This window comes from Streptomyces lienomycini (assembly GCF_027947595.1).
Classification (GTDB): Bacteria; Actinomycetota; Actinomycetes; order Streptomycetales; family Streptomycetaceae; genus Streptomyces; species Streptomyces lienomycini.
The window spans coordinates 1727151-1750014 of record NZ_CP116257.1 but is presented as its reverse complement, the minus strand read 5'-3'; the positions used below and the strand labels follow the sequence as shown (position 1 = coordinate 1750014).

General features: G+C 72.8%; 14 protein-coding genes. 4 read left to right on the top strand and 10 right to left on the bottom strand.

Annotated features, from left to right (window positions below):
- Positions 1 to 22 precede the first annotated feature (22 nt).
- Genes BJ961_RS08195 through BJ961_RS08175 form a run of 5 tightly spaced genes read right to left on the bottom strand, consistent with a single transcriptional unit; the run spans position 23 to position 7972 of the window.
- Positions 23 to 2296, bottom strand: a complete 2274-nt coding sequence (locus tag BJ961_RS08195; protein WP_271320636.1) for a glycosyl hydrolase family 95 catalytic domain-containing protein — start codon at positions 2294 to 2296, stop codon at positions 23 to 25.
- Positions 2293 to 4263, bottom strand: coding sequence for a beta-galactosidase (locus BJ961_RS08190; RefSeq protein ID WP_271320635.1), 1971 nt, complete (start codon positions 4261 to 4263; stop codon positions 2293 to 2295). Before BJ961_RS08190 ends, BJ961_RS08195 begins: the two co-directional genes overlap by 4 nt.
- Positions 4263 to 5189 (bottom strand): carbohydrate ABC transporter permease, encoded by a 927-nt coding sequence (locus tag BJ961_RS08185; RefSeq protein WP_271320634.1) that lies wholly within the window; start codon positions 5187 to 5189, stop codon positions 4263 to 4265. Before BJ961_RS08185 ends, BJ961_RS08190 begins: the two co-directional genes overlap by 1 nt.
- Before the next feature lie 26 nt (positions 5190 to 5215).
- Complete coding sequence (locus BJ961_RS08180) at positions 5216 to 6256, bottom strand: ABC transporter permease (RefSeq protein WP_271320633.1); 1041 nt, start codon at positions 6254 to 6256, stop codon at positions 5216 to 5218.
- A gap of 27 nt (positions 6257 to 6283) precedes the next feature.
- The gene (locus BJ961_RS08175) at positions 6284 to 7972 is read right to left on the bottom strand and encodes an extracellular solute-binding protein (protein ID WP_271320632.1); all 1689 of its coding nucleotides are present in this window, start codon (positions 7970 to 7972) and stop codon (positions 6284 to 6286) included.
- A 331-nt stretch (positions 7973 to 8303) separates the two neighbouring features.
- On the opposite strand from BJ961_RS08175, the gene BJ961_RS08170 reads away from it, so the two are divergent.
- The gene (locus BJ961_RS08170; protein ID WP_271320631.1) at positions 8304 to 11159 is read left to right on the top strand and encodes a glycoside hydrolase family 3 C-terminal domain-containing protein; all 2856 of its coding nucleotides are present in this window, start codon (positions 8304 to 8306) and stop codon (positions 11157 to 11159) included.
- Positions 11160 to 11421: 262 nt separating this feature from the next.
- Positions 11422 to 11835, top strand: coding sequence for a cytidine/deoxycytidylate deaminase family protein (locus BJ961_RS08165; RefSeq protein WP_271320630.1), 414 nt, complete (start codon positions 11422 to 11424; stop codon positions 11833 to 11835).
- 9 nt (positions 11836 to 11844) lie between these two features.
- On the opposite strand, the gene BJ961_RS08160 is transcribed toward BJ961_RS08165, so the two are convergent.
- From BJ961_RS08160 to BJ961_RS08150, 3 genes are all read right to left on the bottom strand, one after another.
- Positions 11845 to 13290: an aldehyde dehydrogenase family protein gene (locus tag BJ961_RS08160; RefSeq protein WP_271320629.1), complete on the bottom strand. Its 1446-nt coding sequence runs from the start codon at positions 13288 to 13290 to the stop codon at positions 11845 to 11847.
- A 139-nt stretch (positions 13291 to 13429) separates the two neighbouring features.
- Complete coding sequence (locus tag BJ961_RS08155; RefSeq protein ID WP_271320628.1) at positions 13430 to 15136, bottom strand: PucR family transcriptional regulator; 1707 nt, start codon at positions 15134 to 15136, stop codon at positions 13430 to 13432.
- Between the two features lie 142 nt (positions 15137 to 15278).
- A complete protein-coding gene (locus BJ961_RS08150; RefSeq protein ID WP_271320627.1) occupies positions 15279 to 17675 on the bottom strand; it encodes a type IV secretory system conjugative DNA transfer family protein in 2397 nt (798 codons plus the stop codon).
- A 252-nt stretch (positions 17676 to 17927) separates the two neighbouring features.
- Here BJ961_RS08150 and gabT point away from each other — a divergent pair, with 252 nt between their 5' ends.
- Positions 17928 to 19262: a 4-aminobutyrate--2-oxoglutarate transaminase gene (gabT, locus tag BJ961_RS08145; protein ID WP_271320626.1), complete on the top strand. Its 1335-nt coding sequence runs from the start codon at positions 17928 to 17930 to the stop codon at positions 19260 to 19262.
- 486 nt (positions 19263 to 19748) lie between these two features.
- Positions 19749 to 20456: a phosphatase PAP2 family protein gene (locus tag BJ961_RS08140; RefSeq protein ID WP_271320625.1), complete on the top strand. Its 708-nt coding sequence runs from the start codon at positions 19749 to 19751 to the stop codon at positions 20454 to 20456.
- On the opposite strand, the gene BJ961_RS08135 is transcribed toward BJ961_RS08140, so the two are convergent.
- Entirely contained in the window at positions 20395 to 22227 is a 1833-nt protein-coding gene (locus BJ961_RS08135) for a chitinase (RefSeq protein ID WP_271320624.1), read from the bottom strand. The genes BJ961_RS08140 and BJ961_RS08135 overlap by 62 nt on opposite strands.
- An 87-nt stretch (positions 22228 to 22314) precedes the next feature.
- Positions 22315 to 22782, bottom strand: coding sequence for a hypothetical protein (locus tag BJ961_RS08130; RefSeq protein WP_271320623.1), 468 nt, complete (start codon positions 22780 to 22782; stop codon positions 22315 to 22317).
- Positions 22783 to 22864: the final 82 nt, after the last annotated feature.

The following is a 22864-nucleotide window of genomic DNA, read 5'->3' as shown; positions in this document are numbered from 1 at the left end:
GCGCCGCGCGCGGGGGCTGGTGCTATCGCGCCGTGACGCTGATGACGCGGTCCTCCCCGGCGACGAGGTCGAGCGGTTCGGCGCCGGTGGGGGTCCTGACTTCGATGCGGTGCGTGCGGTCCGGGCGCAGTACGGCCGTCGCGCCGCCGTCGGGCGTCCAGCTGAGGTCGAGCGTCGCACCGAACCGGGTGCGTACGCCCTGGAGTTCGCCCTGCGGGCAGGAGGCGGGGAGCGCGGGCAGCAGGACCAGCCGGCCGGGGGTGGACTGGACGAGCATCTCGATGAGCACGGCGGGCAGGGCGTGCGCGGCGTCCGCGTTGTAGACGTCGCGGTGGGGGTAGTGCGCGCTCATCAGCGAGGCGTGGAAGTAGTCGCCGTCGAGTACCCGGCCGACGGCGTGGGCGACCCGGGCGCCGTCCCCGAGACGGGCCGCGATCAGGGCGTGGTGGAGGTGACCGTGGGCGGAGTCGTTCTCGGTGCCGCGCAGTTCGAGGGCGCGGTGGGCGGCCTCGGCGAGGCCGGGGGTGTCGTACGGGTTGATCTCGTCGAGGGGCCAGACGCCGTAGAGGTGGCTGAGGTGGCGGTGGTCGTAGGTGTCCTCCAGGCCGGGCCGCGCCCACTCCGCGAGGGCGCCGTCGGGGTTGATCCGGTGCGCGGGGAGGCGGGCGGCGAGGGCGCGCAGGCGGTCGGCGTGCTCGGGGTGGTGGTCGGCGGCGGTGAGCAGGGCGTGCCGGGCGGCGGAGAGGTCCATGGCCGCGTCGAGGGTGCCCCAGCTCGCGTTGGCGGGACGGTTCTCGGGCGAGTAGGACGGGACGACGACCAGGTGGCCTTCGTCGTCGGTCCGGGTGAGGAAGTCCTCGTAGAAGAGGGCGACTTCGCCGAGGGCGGCGGCGGTGCGGGGATCGGGCCCGCCGTAGGTCTCGTCGTGGTCGACGAGGGGCTTGAGCAGCCAGTCGGCACCCGCGGTCCACAGGTGCAGGGGGTACTCGCGGCTGAAGTGGTACGTGTGGCCGGACTCGCCGTCGGTGTGCGAGGGCGCGACCGCGCCCCGGGTGCCGAAGATGGCGCGGGCGTTGTCCCGCCAGTGCGGGAGCTGGCGGTGGACCAGGGCGGCGTGTGCCTCGGTGACCTCGGGGAGGGCGGCGGCGGCCGCGGAGGCGGTCTGGAGGTTGAGGTTGGCGTTGGTGGTGAAGGCGCCGGACCAGGCGGTGTTCCAGTCGCCGGTCCACAGGCCGGTCAGGCGGGGCGGGAACAGGCCGCTCGCCGACAGCAGGTGGTAGCGGCCGGCGGCGAAGAGGCGCTCCAGCAGGGCGGCGCCGCGCGGCCGGGCGAGCAGGGCCGAGCCCGGCAGGGCGCGTTCGGCGGGGTCCGCGGCGAGGTCGAGGGTGACGCGGTCGTAGGCGGTGCGGTGGCGGGTGAGGTGCCGGGCGAGGAGGCCGTCGTACGAGGCTGGGCGCGGGGCTGAGTGCGATGCCGAACGCGAGGCTTCGTACGAGGCTGGGCGCGGGGCTTCGTGGGAGTCCTCGTGCAGCAGGTCGCGCAGGGCGCGGCCCTCGGTGAGCGCGTCCAGTTCGCCGGTGTGCCGGTGGACCCGGGTCAGCAGCAGCACCTCGGTGGCGCCCTCGGCCTGGACGCCGGGCGGCACGAGTCGCACGCTGCCGCCGGTGACGGCGACCAGGGTGACGCCCGTGTACGCCAGGTCGCTGCCGGGGTAGCGGGCGCGCAGGGTGAGCAGGGCGCCCTCGGGGGTGCGGACGGTGCCGTGGCCGACGCCCAGTGCGGCGGGGGCGCCCGGGAGGCGGGCGTCGAGGGACAGGCGGAGGGTGAGGTCCGGGGCGGTGACGTGCTGGACGATCACGTCGTCGGCGCGGGAGACGAAGACGCGGCTGGTCCAGCCGCCGCGCGTGGCCGTGGCCTCGCCGGTGGCGAAGTCGACGGCACGGCGGTAGGGGGCGTTCGTGTCGTCGGGGGACGGTCTGTTCAGGCGCAGTTGGAAGGCCGGGTGGAAGGGGCGCACCCATTGCGGCGGACGGCCGTCGGTGAAGCTCTCGGCGGCGGTGGTGTCCCCGGCCAGCAGGCGGTCCTGGAGGGCGGGCAGCTCGGCGGCGAGTGCGGGCGGGCGGCGGTGTTCGTCGCCGTTCGGGCGGACGAGGGTGTGGTGGGTGACGATGATCCGGTCGGCGTCCGGGTCGCCGTACACGAGGGTGCCGTGGTGGCCGTTGCCGCTCAGGAAGGCGTCCTCCCAGCGGGCGGCGGGCTCGGGCTCCCAGGTGCCGTGGACGGGCGTGGCGCTCATGGTTTCAGCACCGCGGCGCCGTAGCGGCCGAGGGTGATCCGGTCGGTCGCCCTCGTCTCCGTGAGCAGGTCGTGGTGGGTGGCGGGGAGGTCGACGACGACGGGTTCGCGGCCGTGGTTGAGCAGGAACAGCAGGTCGCCGCGCCGGACCGCCTCGACCTGGTCCGGCAGTCCGTCGAGCACCGGGCGGACGCCCGCTCCGGCGGCGACGCGGGCCAGCAGCGCGCGCAGCGCGTCCGGCTCGGGGAGCGTGGAGACGTACCAGGCGCGGCCCTTGCGCAGTACGGCGGGCAGTCCGTCGAGTTCCCCGCCCCGGTACGGCACGGTCTCGTCGGCGGTGCCGTCGGGCTCCAGTTCCTCGGACCACAGGGTGCCGCGCAGGCCGCCCGCGCAGTCGGCGCTCTCGCCCGGCTGAAGCGGCCACCACTCGTGCAGGGTGCGGATCCCGAACAGGTCGCGCAGCCGGGCGTCCATGGCGCCGGGCCGTACCCGGTCGTCCTGGTCGGCGACGCCGGTCAGGAAGCCGCAGACGAGGGTGCCGCCGCCGCGGACGTACGCGAGGAGGTTGTCGACGGCGGTGTCGGTGAGGAGGTAGAGCTGCGGGACGACGACGAGCCGGTAGCCGGTGAGGTCGTGCTCGGGGTGGGCGAAGTCGGTGGTGGGGCCGGCCCGCCAGAGCGCGCGGTGCCAGGCGCGGAGGACGTCCGGGTAGTCGACCTCGCGGGAGGGCCTGGCCTCCTGGTCGCCCGCCCACCAGGAGTGCCAGTCGTGCAGGACGGCGACGTCGGCGGCGACCGGGCCGCCGGTGACGTGCGGGGCGATCCGGGCCAGGTCCGCGCCGAGCCGCTTCACCTCCTGGTACGTCCGTCCCTGCTCGCCCGCGTGGGAGACCATGCCGGAGTGGAACTTCTCGGCGCCCTGCCGGGACTGCCGCCACTGGAAGTAGCAGACGGCGTCGGCGCCGCGGGCCACCGCCTGGAGCGACCGGAGGCGGGTGAGGCCGCGCGGTTGGGGATGGTTCACGCGGCGCCAGTTGACGGGTCCGGCGGCCTGTTCCATGAGCATCCACGGGCCGCGTGCCTGGGAGCGGGTCATGTCCTGGACGAGGGCGCCTTCCTGGGCGCCGGACGGGTCGCGCGGGTCGGGGTAGAGGTCGACGGAGACGACGTCCTCCTCCGCTGCCCAGCGCCAGGCGTCCTGGCCGGACCACAGCGGCATGAAGTTGGTGGTGACCGGGAGGTGCGGGGTGTGGCGGCGGACGATGTCGCGCTCGGCGGCGTAGCACTCCAGGAGCATGTCGGAGGTGAAGCGCCGGAAGTCCAGGACCTGCGCCGGGTTCTTGAGGTAGTGGGTGCGGCGGGCCGGCAGGATCTCCGCCCAGTCGCCGTAGCCCTGGCTCCAGAAGGCGGTGCCCCAGGCGGCGTTGAGGGCGTCGAGGGTGCCGTAGCGGTCCTGGAGCCAGCGGCGGAAGCGGGCGGCGGCCTCGTCGCCGTGGTCGTGGGTGCAGTACTCGTTGTTGATGTGCCACATGGTGAGGGCCGGGTGGTGCGCGTAGCGGGCGGCGAGGGCCTCGGTGATGGCGGCGGCGTGGCGGCGGTAGACGGTGCTGGAGTGCGAGAAGTGCTGGCGGCCGCCCCACCACTCGGTGCGGCCGTCCTCGTCGCGGGGCAGGGTGTCGGGGTGGAGCCGGCCCAGCCAGGGCGGGGGCGAGGCGGTGGGAGTGGCGAGGACGACGCCGATGCCGGCCTCGTGCAGCAGGTCCATGAGCCGGTCGAGCCAGCCGAAGTCGTGGACGCCGGGGCGCGGTTCGAGCATCGACCATGAGAAGACGCCGAGGGTGACGGAGTTGACCCCGGCGGCCCTCATCAGGCGGATGTCCTCGGACCAGATCTCCTCGGGCCACTGCTCGGGGTTGTAGTCGCCGCCGAAGAGGATGCGGCGGCGGGTGACGTCCGACAGGTCCGGCATCAGCCCTTCACCGCCCCGGTGAGCATGCCCTTCTTGAAGTGGCGCTGGACGAAGGGCGACAGGACGGCGACCGGCAGCAGGGCCATGACCATGACGGCCATCTGCACGGCCAGACCGGACAGTTCACCGGTCTTGATGGCCTGGCCGAGGCCTACGGGGGCCTCCTGCTTCTGCACGAGCTGGATCATCACGTTCTGCAGGGGCAGCATGTCCTGGTCGTTCAGGTAGAGGGAGGCGTTGAACCAGGCGCTCCAGTAGCCGACGGCGTAGAAGAGCGTGATCACCGCGACCACCGCGCGGGACAGCGGCAGCACGATCTGCCACAGGATGCGCAGGTCGCCGGCGCCGTCGATGCGGGCGCTGTCGGTCAGCTCCGGCAAGATGCCCATGAAGAAGCCGCGCAGCACGAGGATGTTGAAGACGCTGATCGCGCTGGGCAGGATCAGCGCGAGGTAGCTGTCGGTCAGGCCGATCGACTGCACCAGCAGGTAGGTGGGGATCAGGCCCGCGCTGAAGAACATCGTGGCGAGCAGCACCATGAGGATCCAGCGGTGGCCGACGGAGCCGGTGCGGGACAGGCCGTAGGCGCACAGCACGGACACCGCCATGGAGAAGAGGGTGCCGACGAGGGTGACGCCGATACTGACGAGGGCGGCGCGGGTGACCTGGCCGCCGCTGAGCAGTTCCTGGTAGGCGACGAAGGTGATGTCCTTGGGGATCATCACCAGGCCGCCGGCCTCGTCGATGGACTTGCGCGAGGAGAGGCTGGTGACGACGACGATCCACAGCGGGAACAGGATCGCCAGGCAGGCCAGGAGCAGCACCAGGCCCTTGCCCGCGACTCCGGCGCGGGTGGGCTCCTCCTCCCACACCGGCCGGGGCGGGGCCGCCCACCGGCCGGGTGGGCGCCGGGGTCCGTCGGCCACGGGGGTCGTCGCTTCTTGCACGGCGGTCACTTCTTGTACACCCCCTGCTCGCCCATGAGGTGGGCCACCTTGTTCGCGATGAGGACCAGACCGAGACTGATGACGCCCTTGACGAGCCCCGCGGCGGCCGCGTAGCCGAAGTCCTGGTTGCGCACGCCGTTCCACCACACGAAGGTGTCCAGGACCTCCGCGGCTCCCGGTCCCACGGCGTCGCGTTGCAGCAGGATCTGTTCGAAGCCGACGGTGAGGGCGTCGCCGACGCGCAGCACCAGCAGCAGGGCGATCACCGGCCGCAGCGCGGGCAGCGTGACGTGCCACATGCGGCGCCAGCGGTTCGCGCCGTCCATCGCGGCGGCCTCGTACAGGTCGGGGCTGACCGAGGCGAGCGCGGCGAGGAAGACGATGATCCCCCAGCCGGCGTCCTTCCACACGCTCTGCGCGGTGACCAGGAACTTGAAGGTGTCCGGGTCGGTCATGACGCTGAGCCCGTCGTACCCGTGGTCGCGCAGCAGCTGGGACAGCAGCCCGGCCCCGCCGAGGAGTTGCTGGAAGACGGCGACGACCAGCACCCACGAGAAGAAGTGCGGCAGGTACAGGATGGCCTGCGAGATCGCCCGCACCCGGGGGCGCACCACGCTGTTGATGAGCAGCGCGAGGGCGATGGGGATCGGGAAGTACAGCACGAGCTGGAGCAGGAAGAGCACCAGCGTGTTGCGCACCGAGTTCCAGAAGGCGGAGTCCTCGAAGATCCGCTGGAAGTTCTCCAGACCCACCCAGGGGCTGTGCAGGATGGAGACGATCCCGTTGTCGCTGAGGTAGGGGTCGTACTCCTGGAAGGCGACGACGTTGCCGAGGATCGGTACGTAGTTGAAGAGCAGCACCAGCAGGATCGCGGGCAGCGTCATCAGCAGCAGCACGCGGTCGCGTCGGAACCTCAGCCGCAGGCTCAGTCTCCCGGTCGGCGGTTTCCCCGGGGCCCCGGTGCCGCCGCCGTGCGCCGCCTCGGGGGCCGCTGCGCTCTCGTTGTCGGCCTCGGTGTCGGTCCGAGGCACCGTGCTGTGGGACACGGCGGTTCTCCTTGCCTCGGTACCCGGTCAGCCGGCCGCCGGACCGTTGTCGTCCAGGATCTTCCGGTACCAGTCGCGGAGTTCGTCGCCGCCCTTGCTCTTCCAGTCCGACACGGCCTGCTGCATGTCGCCGATCTTCTTGCGGCCGCGGACGATGTCGTCCTCGAGCTGCTCGAAGTCGTTGGCGAGGTTGGTGTAGCGGGCGGGTTCGGTGATCTGCATGCCGTAGAAGGCGGGCTTCCTGGTGAAGGCGCCCATCCGCTGCTGCCATTCGACCTGCCCCTTGGCGACCTGGGGGAAGTCGGGGTGGGCGATGGTCGCGGCGGGGCTCGCCACCATCACGAAGGCGTTCATCACGTCGATGTTGCCCTGGTCGGTCTTGGTGGGCACACCGTCCTCGACGGTGTAGTGGGTGCCCTCCACGCCGTAGTTGGTGGCCATGTACTCCTTGGTGCCGTACGGAGCGGCGGTGACGTTGGCGACGGCCAGCACGTCGCGGATCACGGACTTGGACGCCTTCTTGTTGACGAAGGCGAAGATGCTCGCCGGGTTCTGCGCCCACAGGGTGGGGTCGCCGCCGTCGTGGCCGAAGAGATCCATGCCCCAGATCTTGAACTCGGGGTTCTGCACGGCCTGTTCGGCGGTGCGGCTCCACCACTGGGACATGTCCTGGTTGTAGATCAGGAACTCTCCGGCGGCGAACTTGGGGCCGGGGTCGGCGGCGTTGCTCTTGCCGAGCTTCGCGTCGGGGTGGACGACGCCCGCGGCGAACAGCTTGCGCGTCCACTCCAGGGCCTCGAGGTACTCCTCGGTCTCGATGCGGTGGACCAGCTTGCCGTCGACCTCGTTCCAGCCGAGCGACTTCTCGTTGCCGGAGAGCACGCCGAAGGCGTTGAAGGCGGTCCACTTCATGTCCAGGCAGGCCCAGCGCTTGGCCTTCGCGTTGGTGGCGTCCTTGGCCAGGGCCATGAACTCGTCGCAGGAGCGGGGGACCTCGTAGCCCTCCTTCTCGAAGACGTCCTGCCGGTACAGCGGCACGATGGCGGTCACGTACGAGGACGGCATCGGCAGACCGCGCAGCTTGCCGCCGAAGAGGGACCGCTGCCAGGCGTCGGTGGGGATCGCGGCGAGGTTGGGGTACTCCTTGACCGCGTCTCCGGAAAGGTGGGGGCCGAGGTCGGCGAACTTGCCGATGATGGCGCTGGGGATCTTGCCGGTCATGTTCCAGCCCGGCACGACGACCACGTCGGGCACCTCGCTGGAGGCGAGGACCGCGCCGAGTTTCTGGTCGTAGGTGTTGCCGTCCTGGTTCTGCCAGACCACGTCGACGCCGATGAGGTCGTTCATCGCCTTGTAGTAGGCGTTGTCCTCCTTCGGCGGGGACCCCCAGAACGGCGACATGACGGTGACCCGGCCGCCCTTGCCGAGCTTCTTCGGCACCGAGGTCTTCAGGTCGGCGACGGCGAGCTTGCCGGTGAAGCCGACCGCGGAGCCGTTCTTGCTGGGGATGTCCGGGGTGACCACGTTGCCGGCCACGTACGCGGGCAGCAGCTTCCGGGCGTCCTTGGCGGACGTGGTGCCGTCCCGCGAACCGCCGTCGGATCCGCCGCCGCAGGCGGAGAGCAGCGGCAGTCCTCCCGCCACCGCCGCGGTGGCGACCGCGGAGGAGGCGAGGAACTTTCTCCGGCTGGGACCGGAGTCGGCGTTCGGCGTCATGTGTGTCAACCCTTCGTGCCTTCGTGGCACACCGGACGGCCGACGGTGGTCGTCGGCTGCGGTGTCTTGAGGGAACAGGAGACGTGCTGTGTCGAAGCGCTTCGATGTTGCAGCGAGGTTAAGTGAACCCCTGGGGGCACACAAGAGTCGTTTCCAAGATTCCTGGTCGGCGTCACCGGCTGCGATCCGGACGAACTCGACCTCCCCATACGGCGCGACGGCAGAAGGGACGTCCCGATCCGTCGCGGTGTCTTGACACCCGCCCGGGGCGGGCCTGAGCATCGAAGCGCTTCGAAAGCGCCCGGCCGCACCATTCCAAGGGGAACCTCACGTGACCGCACCCATGCCGCCCACGCCGCCCTTCCGTGATCCGGACCTGGCGTTCGCGAAGCGCGTCGACGACCTGGTGTCGCGGCTCACGCTCGACGAGAAGACCGCTCTCCTGCACCAGTTCGCACCCGCCGTCGAACGCCTCGGCATCGGCGCCTTCCGCACCGGCCAGGAGGCACTGCACGGTGTGGCCTGGATGGGCCCGGCGACCGTGTTCCCCCAGGCCGTGGGCCTCGGCGCCACCTGGAACGAGGACCTCGTGCGCCGGGTCGGTGAGGCGGTGTCCAAGGAGGCCCGGGCGATGCGCGCGCGGGACGAGCGCGTCGGGCTCAACGTCTGGGCCCCGACCGTGAACCTGCTCCGCCACCCCCTGTGGGGCCGCAACGAGGAGGGCTACTCCGAGGACCCGAAGCTCACCTCGGCCATCGCCACCGCCTACACCCGGGGACTGCGCGGCGACCACCCCGTGTACTGGCGCACCGCGCCCGTCCTCAAGCACTGGCTCGCCCACAACAACGAGACCGCCCGGGACACCTCCTCGTCCTCGGTCCGCCCGCGCGTCCTGCACGAGTACGACCTGCGGGCCTTCCGCGACACGGTCGAGGCCGGCGCGGTGGCCGGGGTGATGCCGGCCTACAACCTGGTCAACGGCCGTCCCAACCACGTCTCGCCGTACCTCGGCCGCCATCTGCGCGGCTGGACGCAGGAGGACCTCCTGGTCTGCTCGGACGCGGGGGCGCCCTCCAACCTGGTCGACTCCGAGCACTACTTCGACACCCACGAGGAGGCGACCGCCGCCGCGCTGCGGGCCGGCGTGGACAGCTTCACCGACCACGGCACGGACGCGTCGAAGAGCGTCGCGCGCGTCCGGGGCGCCCTGGAGCAGGGCCTGCTGACGGAGGCGGACGTGGACGCCGCCGTGCGCCGGCAGCTGTCGGTCCGCTTCCGGCTCGGCGAGTTCGACCCGGAGCACGACCCGTACGCCGTCACGTCCGAGACCGCGACGGACTTCGACACGCCGGAGCACCGGGCGCTCGCGCGGGAGGCGGCCGAGCAGGCGGTGGTCCTGCTCAGGAACGACGGCGTACTGCCGCTGGCCCCCGGCACCCGTGTCGCCGTCGTCGGACTGCTCGCCGACGAGTGCAAGCTCGACTGGTACAGCGGCACGCTCATCCACCGCTCCACCCCGTTGGAGGGGCTGTACGAGCGGTTCGGCGCCGATCGCGTGGGCTTCGCGGAGGGCGTGGACAGGGTCCGGCTGCGCGGGGCCGACGGCACGTTCCTGCACGTGCTCCCGTCGGAGGACTCCCCCTCCGGGGAACGCGGCACGCAGGGCGCCCTCGATCCGGCCCTGCTCGCCGGACGGACCGACCTGCCGCCCCTGACGAGCGACGCCGTCGGCACCGAGCTGGCGCTCGTCGACTGGGGCGAGGGCGTCCTCACCCTCCGCGCCCCCGACGGCCGGTACCTGTCGGTCGCCGAGGACGGTTTCGTCCGCGCCTCCGCCGACCAGCCCGGCGGGTGGGTCGTGCAGGAGACGTTCCGCCTGGAACCGCACGAGAACGGTCACCTCCTCCGGCACACGGGAACGGGTCGCCCCGTCCAGGTCGCCGCCGACGGTGTGAAGGTTGCCGCGGACGACGCGGACGCCGGGATCTTCACGCTGGTCGTCACCGAACGCGGCGAGGACGCGGTGGCGCGGGCCGCGGCGGAGGCGGACGTGGTCGTGGTGGTGGCGGGCAACGACCCGCACATCAACGGTCGGGAGACCGAGGACCGTACGACGCTGCGCCTGCCCGGCCACCAGGAACGGCTGCTGCGCGCGGCCCGCGCCGCCAACCCGGCGACCGTGCTGGCGCTGGTCTCCGCCTACCCGTACGCCGTCGACGTGGAGACCCTCCCGGCGGTGCTGTGGACCGCGCACGGCGGTCAGGCGGCCGGTACCGCGCTCGCCCGGGTCCTCGCCGGCGACGTCTCCCCGGCCGGACGGCTCCCGCAGACCTGGTACGCCGACGACGCCGACCTGCCGGAGCTGCTCGACTACGACGTGATCGGCGGCCGGCAGACCTACCTGTACTTCGAGGGGACGCCGCTGTTCCCGTTCGGGCACGGCCTGTCCTACGCGTCCTTCGGCTACGCGGACCTGACGGCCGAGGTGCGGGACGGGACGGTGTCCGTGTCCTTCACGGTCACCAACACCGGGGACATGGCCGCCGACGAGGTGGCCCAGCTCTACGTACGCGCCGAGGACCCGTCGGTGCCGCGCCCGCGCCGCGAGCTGCTGGCCCACCGCCGCCTCGCCCTCGCCCCGGGCGCGACGGACCGGGTCTCCTTCGAGGTCCCGCTGTCCGCCCTCGCGTTCTGGGACGTCGCACAGGATCGGTGGCGGCTGGAGCCCGGCCCGTACGCCCTGCTGGTGGGCGCCTCCAGCGAGGACGTGCGCCTGTCGACGACCGTGGCGCTCGACGGCGAGCCCGCCGCGCCGCGCCCCGTCGGCCGACGCGGCCTGGAGGCGGCCGACTTCGACGAGCAGAGCGGCACGGAGATCGCCGACCGGGCGAAGACGGCGGGCGACGCGGTGACGCCGGCCGCCGGACGGACCGGTGAACTGCTGTACCGCGACTGCGACTTCGGTACCGGCGTGACCCGGATGACCGTGTCGGTCGCGGGCGGGGGCACGGTCGAGGCCGCCCTCGACGGGGGCCCGTGGACGTCGGCGCCGTCCCCGGACGCGCCGACCGCGGGACCGTACGACTACGTGGAGGTCACGGGCGCCTTCGCCGCCGAGGGTGTCCACGACCTCCGCCTCAGGCTGCGCGGCTCACTGCGGCTCGCGCACGTCGGCTTCTCCGGCTGAGGGTCCGGAGGAGTCCGGCACAGGGACGGGGCCCGGCACCGGTGGCTACCGGTACCGGGCCCCCGACTCGCCCGGGCCATGGGCGAGGAGGGCCGCCGCTGGGTGCGCACCGCCTGGTCCCGGGACCGGTCGTACGTGACGCCGCGGGACCTGCTGTCGGGTCGGACGGCGGACTGCCGCACAGTAGGACCGTCGCGCCCACCCGCGCGCCGGCCGACGGCACCCGGCCCGACGCCGCCCGACAACCGACAGGACAGAGGCCATGGAACCGCAGACGCACCCCGTCGACCACGCACTCGTCGAGGCCGCGACGCACGTGGCCCGCACCCGGTGCCGGGGCGACAACCACACCGTGGCGGCGGCGGCCCGCGCCGCCGACGGCCGGATCGTCACGGCGGTCAACGCCTACCACTTCACCGGCGGCCCCTGCGCCGAGCTGGTCGTCGTGGGCGCGGCGGCGGCACAGGGCGCGTACGAGCTGGAGACGATCGTCGCCGTCGGGGACCGCGAGCGAGGGGTCGTACCGCCGTGCGGCCGGTGCCGTCAGGTGCTGCTCGACTACTTCCCCCGCCTCACGGTGATCGTCGGCCACGGGGACCACATGCGCGCGGTCCCCGTCGCCGACCTGCTGCCCGAGACGTACGTCTGGGCGGATCACCAGCTCGACGCCGGATGAGAGCCGGCGTCAGAGCGCGAGACCCGTGAGGACCAGCACCCGCTCGTAGGTGTAGTCGTCCATCGCGAACCGCACGCCCTCACGGCCGACGCCGGACTGCTTGGCACCGCCGTACGGCATCTGGTCGGCGCGGTAGGAGGGGACGTCGCCGATGACCACGCCGCCGACCTCCAGGGCGCGGTGGGCGCGGAAGGCGGCCTGGAGGTCGTGGGTGAACACGCCTGCCTGGAGGCCGTACTTGGAGTCGTTGACGGCGGCGAACGCCTCGGCCTCGCCGTCGACCCGCCGCACGCTGAGCACCGGGCCGAAGACCTCCTCGCGGGCGAGGGTGGTGTCGGCGGGCAGGTCGGTGAGGACGGTCGGGGCGTAGGAGGCGCCGTCGCGCTTGCCGCCGGTGAGGAGCTTCGCGCCCGCGTCGACGGCCTCCCGCACCCACGCCTCGACGCGCTCGGCGGCGGCCTCGCTGACCAGCGGGCCGACGTCCGTGGCGTCGTCGTGGGGGTCGCCGGTGACCTGGGCCTCGACGGCGGCGACGACACGGGGCAGCAGGCGGTCGTACACGGCGGCGTCGGCGATCACGCGCTGCACGGAGATGCAGGACTGGCCGCCCTGGTAGTTGGAGAAGGTCGCGATGCGCGCCGCGGCCCGGTCCAGGTCCTCGTCGCTCGCCCAGTCGGCGAGGACGACGGCCGCGCCGTTGCCGCCCAGTTCCAGCGTGCAGTGCTTGCGCGGGACCGAGTCCATGATCGCGTAGCCGACGGTCTCGGAGCCGGTGAAGGAGATGACCGGCAGCCGCTCGTCCTGGACGAGGGCGGGCATGCGGTCGTTGGGGACCGGGAGGATGCTCCAGGAGCCGGCGGGCAGGTCGGTCTCGGCGAGCAGTTCGCCCAGGATCAGGCCGGAGAGGGGGGTGGCGGGGGCCGGCTTGAGGATCAGGGGAGCGCCGGCGGCGATCGCGGGGGCGATCTTGTGGGCGCACAGGTTGAGGGGGAAGTTGAAGGGCGCGATGCCGAGGACGACGCCCTTGGGGAAGCGGCGGGTGAGGGCGAGGCGGCCCTGGCCGCCTGCGTCGGTGTCCAGGCGCTGGGCCTCGCCGCCGTTGAAGCGGCGGGCCTCCTCGGCGGCGAAGCGGAAGACGGACACCGCGCGGCCGACCTCGCCGCGGGCCCACTTGACGGGCTTGCCGTTCTCGGCGGAGATCAGACGGGCGATCTCCTCGGTGCGCTCCGCCAGCCGGCGGCCGACGTGGTCGAGGGCGGCTGCCCTTACGTGGGCGGGGGTGGCGGCGAACTCGTCCCGTACGGCGTACGCGGCCGCCACGGCCTCCTCGACCTGGGCGTCGGTGGGCAGGCTCACCGTGCCGACGGTGGTGCCGTCCCAGGGGGACGTGACGTCGAAGTCGGACTCGCCGGTGGCCTGGCGGCCGGCGAGCCAGAAGGCGTGGGTGGAAGTCATGTCGAGTCCCGGCCCTTCCGCGTTGAGGGTGGTGGTGTGTTCGGGTGCGGGGTCCACGGTAGGGCGGGGCGGCGCGACGCGGGTTTGTCCGGGGCGTAGTGGTGGGGGTGCGCTCTTCGACGGTGTGGCCAGTACGGGTCTACTCGGGTGCCGTCGCCTTCAGGGCGAGCCACAGCTCCATGCGTACGTCCGGATCGTCCAGGGAGCGGCCGAGGATCTCCTCCACGCGGCGCATCCGGTAGCGCAGGGTGTGGCGGTGGACGCCCAGGTCGGCGGCGGCCGCGTCCCACTGGCCGTGGCGGGAGAGCCAGGCGCGCAGGGAGGCCACCAGGTCTCCGCGGCCGGTGGCGTCGTGGTCGCGCAGCGCCCTCAGGAGGCCGTCGGCGAAGGCGCGCACGGCGTCGTCGGCGAGGAGGGGCAGGACGGAGCCGGCCGCCAGGTGCTCGTGCTCCACGCAGACACGGCCGCGCCGACGGGCCACCGACAGGGCCTGTTCGGCCTGTTTGTAGGCGGCGGAGGCGGCGATGGGTCCGGAGGGCGCCGAGAGGCCGACGACCAGGCTCTCCTCGTCGCCTGCCGTGCGGGGCTCGGGCGTGGGGCGGGCGGCCTCCAGCGCCGAGGTGTACTCGACGCAGGCGGCGACGGCCGCGCCCCCGTCGGTGGCCAGCACCACCAGGCGTTCGCCCTCGGGGACGGCCAGCACCGCCTCGCCCGACCGGGCCGCCGCGGACTCCACGATCTCGGTGAGGACGCCGAGCGCGTCGCCCGCCGCCTGCGCGGAGTGCGCGGAGTGCGCGGAGTGCGCGGAGTGCGCGGAGTGCGCGGAGTGCGCGGAGTGCGCGGAGTGCGCGGACTGCGCGCCGGTGGAGGCCCTGGCCCTGGCCGGTGCCGACTCGGCGACGATGATCCGGAACGGCGCGTCCAGCAGGCCGCCGTACAGGTCCCCGGCGACCGTGCGCGCGTGGTCGGGTTCGCCGGCCAGCAGCATGCGCAGCACGGCCGCGTCGATGCGCAGCCCGGCCTCGTGCAGGGAGCGGGAGCGTTCCGTGGTGAGGGTGAGCAGGGCGATGGCGGAGTGGACGGCGTACCGCTCGGCGGTGCCGAGGGCGGCGGCGGTGCCGACGGCGAGCGCGGAGCGGGGCCTGCGGGAGGTGCCCAGGGAGTGCAGCTCGACCCGGTCGGCGTTCTCGGGGTGCTCGGAGTTCCCGGCTCCGCCGACCACCGACGAGGCGGGCGCGGGGCGCTCGCGCAGCCGCTGCACGTCCGCGGTGAGCCGGGCGGCCCTGCGGCCCGCCCACTCCGGTGCGGTGGCGACGACGGCGCCCGAGGCGTCGTACAGCGCCGCCCAGCCGTCGACCTGCACGGCGAGGGCGGCCAGCAGGCCCTCGGGGCCGTCGGTCAGGGTCCGCCGGGTCAGTTCGCGCTGGGCGGCGAAGCCCGCGGTGACCGCGCGGTACTGGTCGGCGGCGATCGCGGCGGAGACGGCCTTGCTGATGGCGAGGAACGGCGTGCGGCGCGGCACCTCCAGGAGCGGCAGTCCCTCCTGCCGGGCCGCTGCGACCAGCGCCTCGGGGACGTCCTCGTAGTTGACCCCGACGGCGAAGCCCAGACCCACCACCCCGGCGCCCACCAGCCGCTTCACGTACCGGCGCATCACCTCGGGGTCCTCGGCGTCGAGCTTGAGGGCGGTGATCAGCAGCAGCTCCCCGCCCTCCATGTAGGGCACGGGGTCGGCGAGTTCGCTGACGTGCGCCCAGCGCACCGGGACGTCGAGGCGGTCCTGGCCCGCGCGCACGGTCAGCTTGAGCGCCGAGTGGTGGACGAGCGAGGCGAGCGTGGGAGGCATGGGGCCTTGAGCCTTCGGGTCTGCGTCAGGGGTGCGTGGCGGCTGCGGGTTCGGTGTGGAGTCTCGGTGACCTTTTGGCCGCCGCGTATGAACGGGCCGTGTCGATCCTGCCTCACTGTACGGTCCCCGGGCCCCGTACACCTCACGCGTGCAGATCCACCAGCAGCGGCGGCGCGTACTCCCCCTTGACGCTGGTCAACGACAGCACGGCGTGCCCGGCCGGCACGGCGTGCGCCAGCTCGGAGGCCGACCAGCGTTCCCGCTCGACCTGCCGGACGGTCACGGCGTCCGTGGTGACCGCCCTGCCCGTCACCAGCTTGCGCACCGCGTGGATGAAGCGCGTCATCGGCTGGTCGGCGAAGACCGTGTGCTTGGCGACCTCCGTGGTCTCCACCCACTCGGTGCCCCACGCCTCCGCGAGCGCCCGCCCGTCCCAGGTGGAGACGCCGGAACAGGCCGCCCTGCAGCCCACGGCGCTCAGCAACGGCCCGTGCAGCGTCTGCGGAACGTCGCCCAGCGTGCGCAGCCCGAGCACGACACCGGCGTGGTGCGCACGCAGCCGCTGAACGGCCCGGACGGTGCCCGGAGTCAGGGTGCCGGAGGCATCGTCGAGGACGAGGCAGACGAAGTGCGACCGGTCCCCGTTGGCGCGGGCCACGGCAAGGAACTGGGCCAGTACGAGCCGGGCCAGGAGCTGGGCCGCCTCTTCGTGCCCCTGCCCGGGCAGATCGATGCGGACCCTCAGCGGATGGTGGCCGACGGCGCTCAGGGAGAACGGGCGCGCCGCGTGGGTCTGCTCTGCCCCGTCTTCTGCGGCCTGGGGACCCGTGCCGAAGAAGCCCCTGAACACCGGGCGGTCCAGCAGCGCGAGCCGGTCGGCGAGCGGCGGGCCGCACTCGGCCGCGGTGCCGGTCCGCCGCAGCCACGGCTCCAGCTCCCGTCGCATCGCGGTGGCGTCCGGCGGCAGCGCCTCCAACAGTTCGGCCAGGGTCTGCGGGCGCCCTTCGAGGAGTTCACGCAACACCGGAACGGCGGGGAAGCGGCCGTGCGCGGCCCGGTAGGGGCCGATCAGCTGAGCCAGTGCCGTGGCCGCCCGGCCGGCGCCAAACGTTTCGAGGTCACCGGCCAGGCCCTCGGCCAGGACCGCGGCGGCCGCGTCGGGGTCGGTGGCTTCGGCGTACAGGTGCAGGTCGTGCACGGAAGCCGGGTCACCAGGCCGGATCACCACGTCGAACGCATCGTCGGGGCCCAGCGAGGAACCCACCGTACCGACGGCGACCACGGCGCAGGCGCCGGTGAGTGCCCCGAGGGTGAGGGATTCCACCACGGGAACGGTCAGCCGTTCCGTCCTGCCCGAGCCGGGTGGCCCGACGGCGAGCAGGGAAGTGCCGAGCGTCGCCGGGTCGAGCGCCACGCCGGCGTTCCGGTAGGCGGGGGGCGTCCGCTCGTCGCTTCCGCAGCGGCCGACACGGACCTGCCCGACGAGCAGATCGTGTTCCGTCGTCCGCCGCGGCAGGTCACGCGCGCCCGAGGGGTGGGTCCATGCGGCACCACCATGGCGCACCACGGTCTCGGTGAACGAGACGAGGCGTCCCTGGGTATGGAGGAGGTCCCAGGCGCGCCCGACGCGGGCACAGTCCACGTCGGTCATCCGTCCGGTAAGCACGTCGGCCGACAGCAGGTCGGCCGCCTGCGTCTGCCCGGCCACCCGCAGGAGAGGCCATCTCGACGGGGGCGCTACGGCGGCAGGGGCACCGTCGGGCCGGGGCCCCGCCTGCCGGGCGGTGCGCCAGTGCCGCACCAGCGGCCGCCAGTCGCCCCAGCGGGCGGCCACCCACAGGACCGCGAGTGTGATGGAGGTGTCGACCAGGAACACGGTCACCGGTGCGCCCGCGGCCGCCCAGCCGTCCGCGAAGAGAGCGATGAGGTAGATGATCGTGGTGTAGACGGGCACCGGATCGCTGTCGAGAACGGGGAAGACCAGCACCAGGGCGACCGCCGCCCCCGCAGCTGTGATGGCCGCTCGTTGCGGCTGAGACCGGTTGCCGAGCCAGAAACGGATCAGGGTCGGCCAGCTGCCCAGGTAGCCCGCCGCGATCAGGAGGACGACGAAGAAGATCTCGTCGTACACCGCCCGGGCGACCCAGCCCTGCCACGTCTGAGGCGAGAGGGTGGGGGAGTACCACCAGTCCCCGGGGGTGACAAGGGCCAGCAGGCTGCCCTTGTAGGGGAACGTGTTGTTGAGCCACAGGGACCACAGGACGATGCCGATACCCAGGGGGATGAGGGCACCGAGGCGGGACGCCGGGGCAAGCTTCCGCTTCCGGGGCACCCGCGGGGGGACGTGTCCGAACCGCCAGATGCCGACCTCGGCGTCCGCCCGCGGCACGTCGAGCCACGTGGCCACCGGGGAGGACTGCGGGACATGCGGATGCCCGGGCGGCGCGGGTGGCACGGGCGGCATCGGAGGTGGACCGCTTGCTGGACGCGGTACCGCTCGCCGCGTGCCCCGTGCGTCCCGCGTCTCGTCGCCGTCCATCGCCCTTGCCCCCTGACCAGCCGCTCCGTCCACCGTCCGCGAGCCAATCTAGCGCCCTCCCAGGGGGAGTTCACCGCTCACGCGGCCGGGCCCGCGTCGACGTGTCCCTATGTCGCCGTGTCCGCCACCTGTCCACGGCGGACAAGCAGCGTCACGGACAACGCCCACATGGAGCATGCCCACCCCACACCGCCGGTCCTAGCCTGCGAGAAAGAAGGCAAGCGTTCACCCGCACGACCCCAGGAGCCCCCCATGACCGCACTTCCGCAGGAGCGCCGCGTCGTCACCGCCATCCCCGGCCCGAAGTCGCAGGAGCTTCAGGCCCGCCGTACGGCCGTGGTGGCGCAGGGTGTGGGCTCCACGCTGCCCGTCTTCGTCGCGCGCGCCGGCGGCGGTGTCATCGAGGACGTCGACGGCAACCGCCTGATCGACTTCGGTTCGGGCATCGCGGTGACCTCCGTCGGCGCCTCCGCCGAGGCCGTCGTACGCAGGGCGTCGGCGCAGCTCGCCGACTTCACCCACACCTGCTTCATGGTCACGCCGTACGAGGGCTACGTCGCCGTCGCCGAGGCGCTGGCGGAGCTGACGCCGGGCGACCACGCGAAGAAGTCGGCGCTGTTCAACAGCGGCGCGGAGGCCGTCGAGAACGCCGTCAAGATCGCCCGTGCGTACACGGGGCGGCAGGCCGTGGTCGTCTTCGACCACGGGTACCACGGCCGGACCAACCTGACGATGGCGCTGACCGCCAAGAACATGCCGTACAAGCACGGCTTCGGCCCGTTCGCGCCCGAGGTGTACCGCGTGCCGGTCGCCTACGGCTACCGCTGGCCGACCGGTGCGGAGAACGCCGGTCCGGAGGCCGCCGCCCAGGCGATCGACCAGATCACCAAGCAGGTCGGCGCCCAGAACGTGGCCGCGATCATCATCGAGCCGGTGCTCGGCGAGGGCGGCTTCATCGAGCCGGCCAAGGGCTTCCTGCCCGCGATCAGCCGGTTCGCCGAGGACAACGGCATCGTCTTCGTCGCGGACGAGATCCAGTCCGGCTTCTGCCGCACCGGCCAGTGGTTCGCCTGCGAGGACGAGGGCATCGTCCCGGACCTGATCACGACGGCCAAGGGCATCGCGGGCGGCCTGCCGCTGTCCGCCGTCACCGGCCGCGCCGAGATCATGGACGCCGCCCACTCCGGCGGCCTCGGCGGCACCTACGGCGGCAACCCGGTGGCGTGCGCGGGCGCGCTCGGGGCCATCGAGACGATGAAGGAGCTGGACCTCAACGCCCGGGCGAAGAACATCGAGGCGGTCATGAAGTCCCGCCTGTCCGCCATGGCGGAGAAGTTCGACGTCATCGGCGACGTCCGGGGCCGCGGCGCGATGATCGCGATCGAGCTGGTCGAGGACCGCGCCACCAAGGAGCCGAACCCGGAGGCGACCGCCGCGCTCGCCAAGGCGTGCCACGCCGAGGGCCTGCTGGTCCTGACCTGTGGCACCTACGGCAACGTGCTGCGCTTCCTGCCGCCGCTGGTGATCGGGGACGACCTGCTGAACGAGGGCCTCGACATCATCGAGCAGGCCTTCGCCGGCATCTGAGCGAGGCCGTTCGGGCGGTCGCGCACGAGCACGTGCGCGAGCGCCCGAACGCGCATCTGAGCTGCGTTTCGCACGCCTGGCGCAGTGACCGGCAGAGCGTGTGAAGAACGTGTGCGGGGTGGATGTCAGGACGCCGATGCCCCTGTCCTGAGCGCACCCCCTGCCGTAGGTTCTACGCAGATGAGAGATACACCCCGCCCACAGGGGACTGTGGGCGGATCATCAGGCCGGGGCTTCCCCAGCTTCGACCTGGTCGTGCCTCGCGCACACGACCGGAGCCCGCGGGTTCCGGCTTCCTCACCGATCGGACGGTCGCCCGCCCCAAACCCCCCGGGGCGCGCGGCGTTCCGGTCAGGACGGCCGCCTCGGCACTCGGGACGGTGGTTCACCGAAGGGCCGGCACACTCCCCCCCTTGTGCCGGCCCTTCGGTGTCTCTCCCGGAATCCGCCCGTGGTCCCGTCGGCGGGCCTGCGAAGCTGGGCGTCATGCCGGTCTCCGCCCTGCCACGTGCCCTGTCCGCCCTCGTCGGGCTTCCCGTGCTCCTCTTCGCGCTGATCACCTGGCAGGTCCTCGTCGACGGTCCGCTGGTCGGGGTGGACGAGCGGGTGAGCAGGGGACTCGTCCACCCCGACCGGTTCTCCGAGCTGCTGGCCGACCTCGGCAACGTGCCGGTGGCCGTGCCCGTCCTCGTCGTGGCGCTGGCGTACGCGGCGTGGCACGGGCGTGCCAGAGGTGCGGACCGCTGGTGGCTGCCGCCCCTCGCGGGGGCGGTGGCGATGATGCTGGTGCCCGCGCTGGTCGCGCCGTTGAAGGAGTGGACCGACCGTCCCGGCACCCCGGCGGTGCCCCCGGCCGTCGGCTACTACCCCTCCGGTCACACCGCCACGGCGGTCGTCGCGTACGGCGCGGCGACGCTGCTGCTGCTCGGGACGCTGCGCTCGCCCGCCGTACGCCGGGCGCTGGTCGCGCTGTGCGCCGTGCTGGTGCTGGGCACCTCCTACGGGCTGGTGCGGCGGGGCTACCACTGGCCGCTGGACGTGGTGGCCAGTTGGTGTCTGGGGGCGGTGCTGCTGGCCGGGGTGTGGCTGGTGTTGCGCCACACCCCGGCCGGCCGGCGGACCCCGCCGGGGGTCAGCCGAAGTACGCGTCGAAGTTCTTCTGGAACTCCCAGTTCGAGTAACGGTCCCAGTTGATCGACCACGTCATCAGGCCGCGCAGGTCCGGCCAGGTGCCGTGGGTGGCGTACGAGCCGCAGTCGGTCTTCTTGGTCAGGCAGTTCAGGGCCTTGGTGACCTCGGCCGTGGAGACGTGGCCGTTGCCCGCCTGGGTGGAGGCCGGCATGCCGATCGCGACCTGGTCCGGGCGCAGCGGCGGGAAGACGTTGTTCGCGTCGCCCGCGACCGGGAAGCCGGTGAGCAGCATGTCGGTCATGGCGATGTGGAAGTCGGCGCCGCCCATGGAGTGGTACTGGTTGTCGAGGCCCATGATCGAGCCCGAGTTGTAGTCCTGGACGTGCAGCAGGGTCAGGTCGTCGCGCAGGGCGTGGATCACGGGCAGGTAGGCCCCGGCCCGCGGGTCCTGGCCGCCCCACTTGCCGGTGCCGTAGTACTGGTAGCCGAGCTGGACGAAGAAGGTCTCGGGCGCCATGGTCAGCACGAAGCGGTCGCCGTACTTGGCCTTCAGGGTCTTCACGGCCGAGATGAGGTTGACGACGACGGGGGTCTTCGGGTTCTTGAAGTCCGTGTCGTCGGCGTTCAGGGAGAGGGAGTGGCCCTCGAAGTCGATGTCGAGGCCGTCCAGGCCGTACTCGTCGATGATCGCGGAGACGGAGGAGACGAACGTGTCGCGGGCGGCGGTGCTGGTGAGCTGCACCTGGCCGTTCTGGCCGCCGATGGAGATCAGCACCTTCTTGCCGGCCGCCTGCTTGGCCTTGATCGCCGCCTTGAACTCGGCGTCGCTCTCCACGTTCGGGCACTCGGCGACCGGGCAGCGCTCGAAGCGGATGTCGCCGGAGGTGACCGAGGTGGGCTCGCCGAAGGCGAGGTCGATGACGTCCCAGCTGTCGGGCACGTCGGCCATGCGGGTGTAGCCGGAGCCGTTGGCGAAGCTGGCGTGGAGGTAGCCGACCAGGGCGTGGGCGGGGAGGTCGGAGGAGCCGCCGCCGTCGTCCGGGCGCTGGGCGGTGGTCGCCGTGACCGTGGCCGAACGCGCGGACTCGCCCGCGTCGTTGACCGCGGTGACCTGGAAGGAGTACGCCGTCGACGGGGTCAGGCCGGACACGGTGGTGGAGGTGCCGGTGACCGTGCTGACCCTGGCGCCGTCGCGGTAGACGGCGTAGCCCGTCGCGCCCGGCACCGGTGACCAGGACAGGGCGACGCTGGAGGAGGTCACCGAGCCGGTCTTCAGGCCGCCGGGGACCGCCGGGGGCTGCTGCGTCTCCCCGCCGGGGCCGGTGAGGGAGATGTCGTCGGCGTGGTAGGCGCCGGTGCCGTACCAGCCGTGGGTGTAGATCGTGACCTTGGTGGTCGACGGGCCGGTGCGGAAGGTGGTCGTGAGCTGCTGCCAGTCGGGGGCGGACTGGGCCCAGGTGGAGACGTCGGTGGTACCGGTGCCGCTCGCCCCGAGGTAGACGTAGGTGCCCCGGACGTATCCGGAGAGCGTGTACTGGGAGTCCGGTTTGACGGACACCGTCTGCGAGCAGCGGGCGTTGTCGGCGCCCGCCGGGGTGGCTTTCAGGGCCGCCGCACCGCTGTGCACGGGCGAGGTCACGGTCGTGCCCGCGGTACAGGTCCAGCCGTCGAGGGCGGATTCGAAGCCGCCGTTGCGGGCGAGGTCCGCGTCGGCCGCACGGGCGGCCGACGTGAGCGCGGTCAGGCCGGACGCGGCGAGGGCCGCGGCCGTGAGCAGGGTGACGAGGGGGCGGCGGGCGAGAGGTCTGGCGCGTTGTACGCGTGCGCGTTCCACAAGTGCCTCCGGACATGGGGGAGATGGGGAGGGTGGAGCGCGCCCAATTTGGTCCAGACCAATTCTGTTGTCAACCCCTCGCGCATCTCACCCCCCGCCGCCTTCGCTCTCCTCCACCGCCAGGGCCGCCGCCGCCTCGTGCATCGCCAGCTCCAGGAGCGAGGGGTCGGTGAGGGTGCCGGTCCCGTCCGGCGGGATCAGCCAGCGGGTGCCCCCGGTCGACAGCCCGCCCGGGTACGGCACCACGATCCAGGTGCCGGGTCCGGCGGTCCGGACGCCGGTGCCCAGCCATCGTGCCGCGGTACCGGCCGGCACGAAGAAGCCCGTGCGCGCGTCGCCGAAGTCGGCGAGCACCGGGCCGGGCTGGTCCAGGATCCGGGAGAGTACGTCGAGGGTCGGATAGCCGAGCCTGCTCGGCAGGATGAGCACGTCCCAGGCCTTGCCGGCGGGCAGCAGCGCGACGCCCGAGGGGTCGCGCTCCCAGTCCCGTCGGCAGGACTCGGGATCCGGTGCGACGGATGCCAGCCACGCGACCGCCGACTTCGCACCAGGCATGTGAGACCTCCCTTTCACTCGTGGACGCGGTGTGCGTCACGAGGGAGAGGGGGTCTCCCGGCCGGCATTACGCGGGTCGCCG

Bases quoted from the DNA above. Each gene is read 5' to 3' on its own strand.
- BJ961_RS08195 (WP_271320636.1), bottom strand. From the start codon at position 2,296: ATGAGCGCCACGCCCGTCCACGGCACCTGGGAGCCCGAGCCCGCCGCC.
- BJ961_RS08190 (WP_271320635.1), bottom strand. From the start codon at position 4,263: ATGCCGGACCTGTCGGACGTCACCCGCCGCCGCATCCTCTTCGGCGGC.
- BJ961_RS08175 (WP_271320632.1), bottom strand. From the start codon at position 7,972: ATGACGCCGAACGCCGACTCCGGTCCCAGCCGGAGAAAGTTCCTCGCC.
- BJ961_RS08165 (WP_271320630.1), top strand. From the start codon at position 11,422: ATGGAACCGCAGACGCACCCCGTCGACCACGCACTCGTCGAGGCCGCG.
- BJ961_RS08160 (WP_271320629.1), bottom strand. From the start codon at position 13,290: ATGACTTCCACCCACGCCTTCTGGCTCGCCGGCCGCCAGGCCACCGGC.
- BJ961_RS08155 (WP_271320628.1), bottom strand. From the start codon at position 15,136: ATGCCTCCCACGCTCGCCTCGCTCGTCCACCACTCGGCGCTCAAGCTG.
- BJ961_RS08150 (WP_271320627.1), bottom strand. From the start codon at position 17,675: ATGGACGGCGACGAGACGCGGGACGCACGGGGCACGCGGCGAGCGGTA.
- gabT (WP_271320626.1), top strand. From the start codon at position 17,928: ATGACCGCACTTCCGCAGGAGCGCCGCGTCGTCACCGCCATCCCCGGC.
- BJ961_RS08140 (WP_271320625.1), top strand. From the start codon at position 19,749: ATGCCGGTCTCCGCCCTGCCACGTGCCCTGTCCGCCCTCGTCGGGCTT.
- BJ961_RS08130 (WP_271320623.1), bottom strand. From the start codon at position 22,782: ATGCCTGGTGCGAAGTCGGCGGTCGCGTGGCTGGCATCCGTCGCACCG.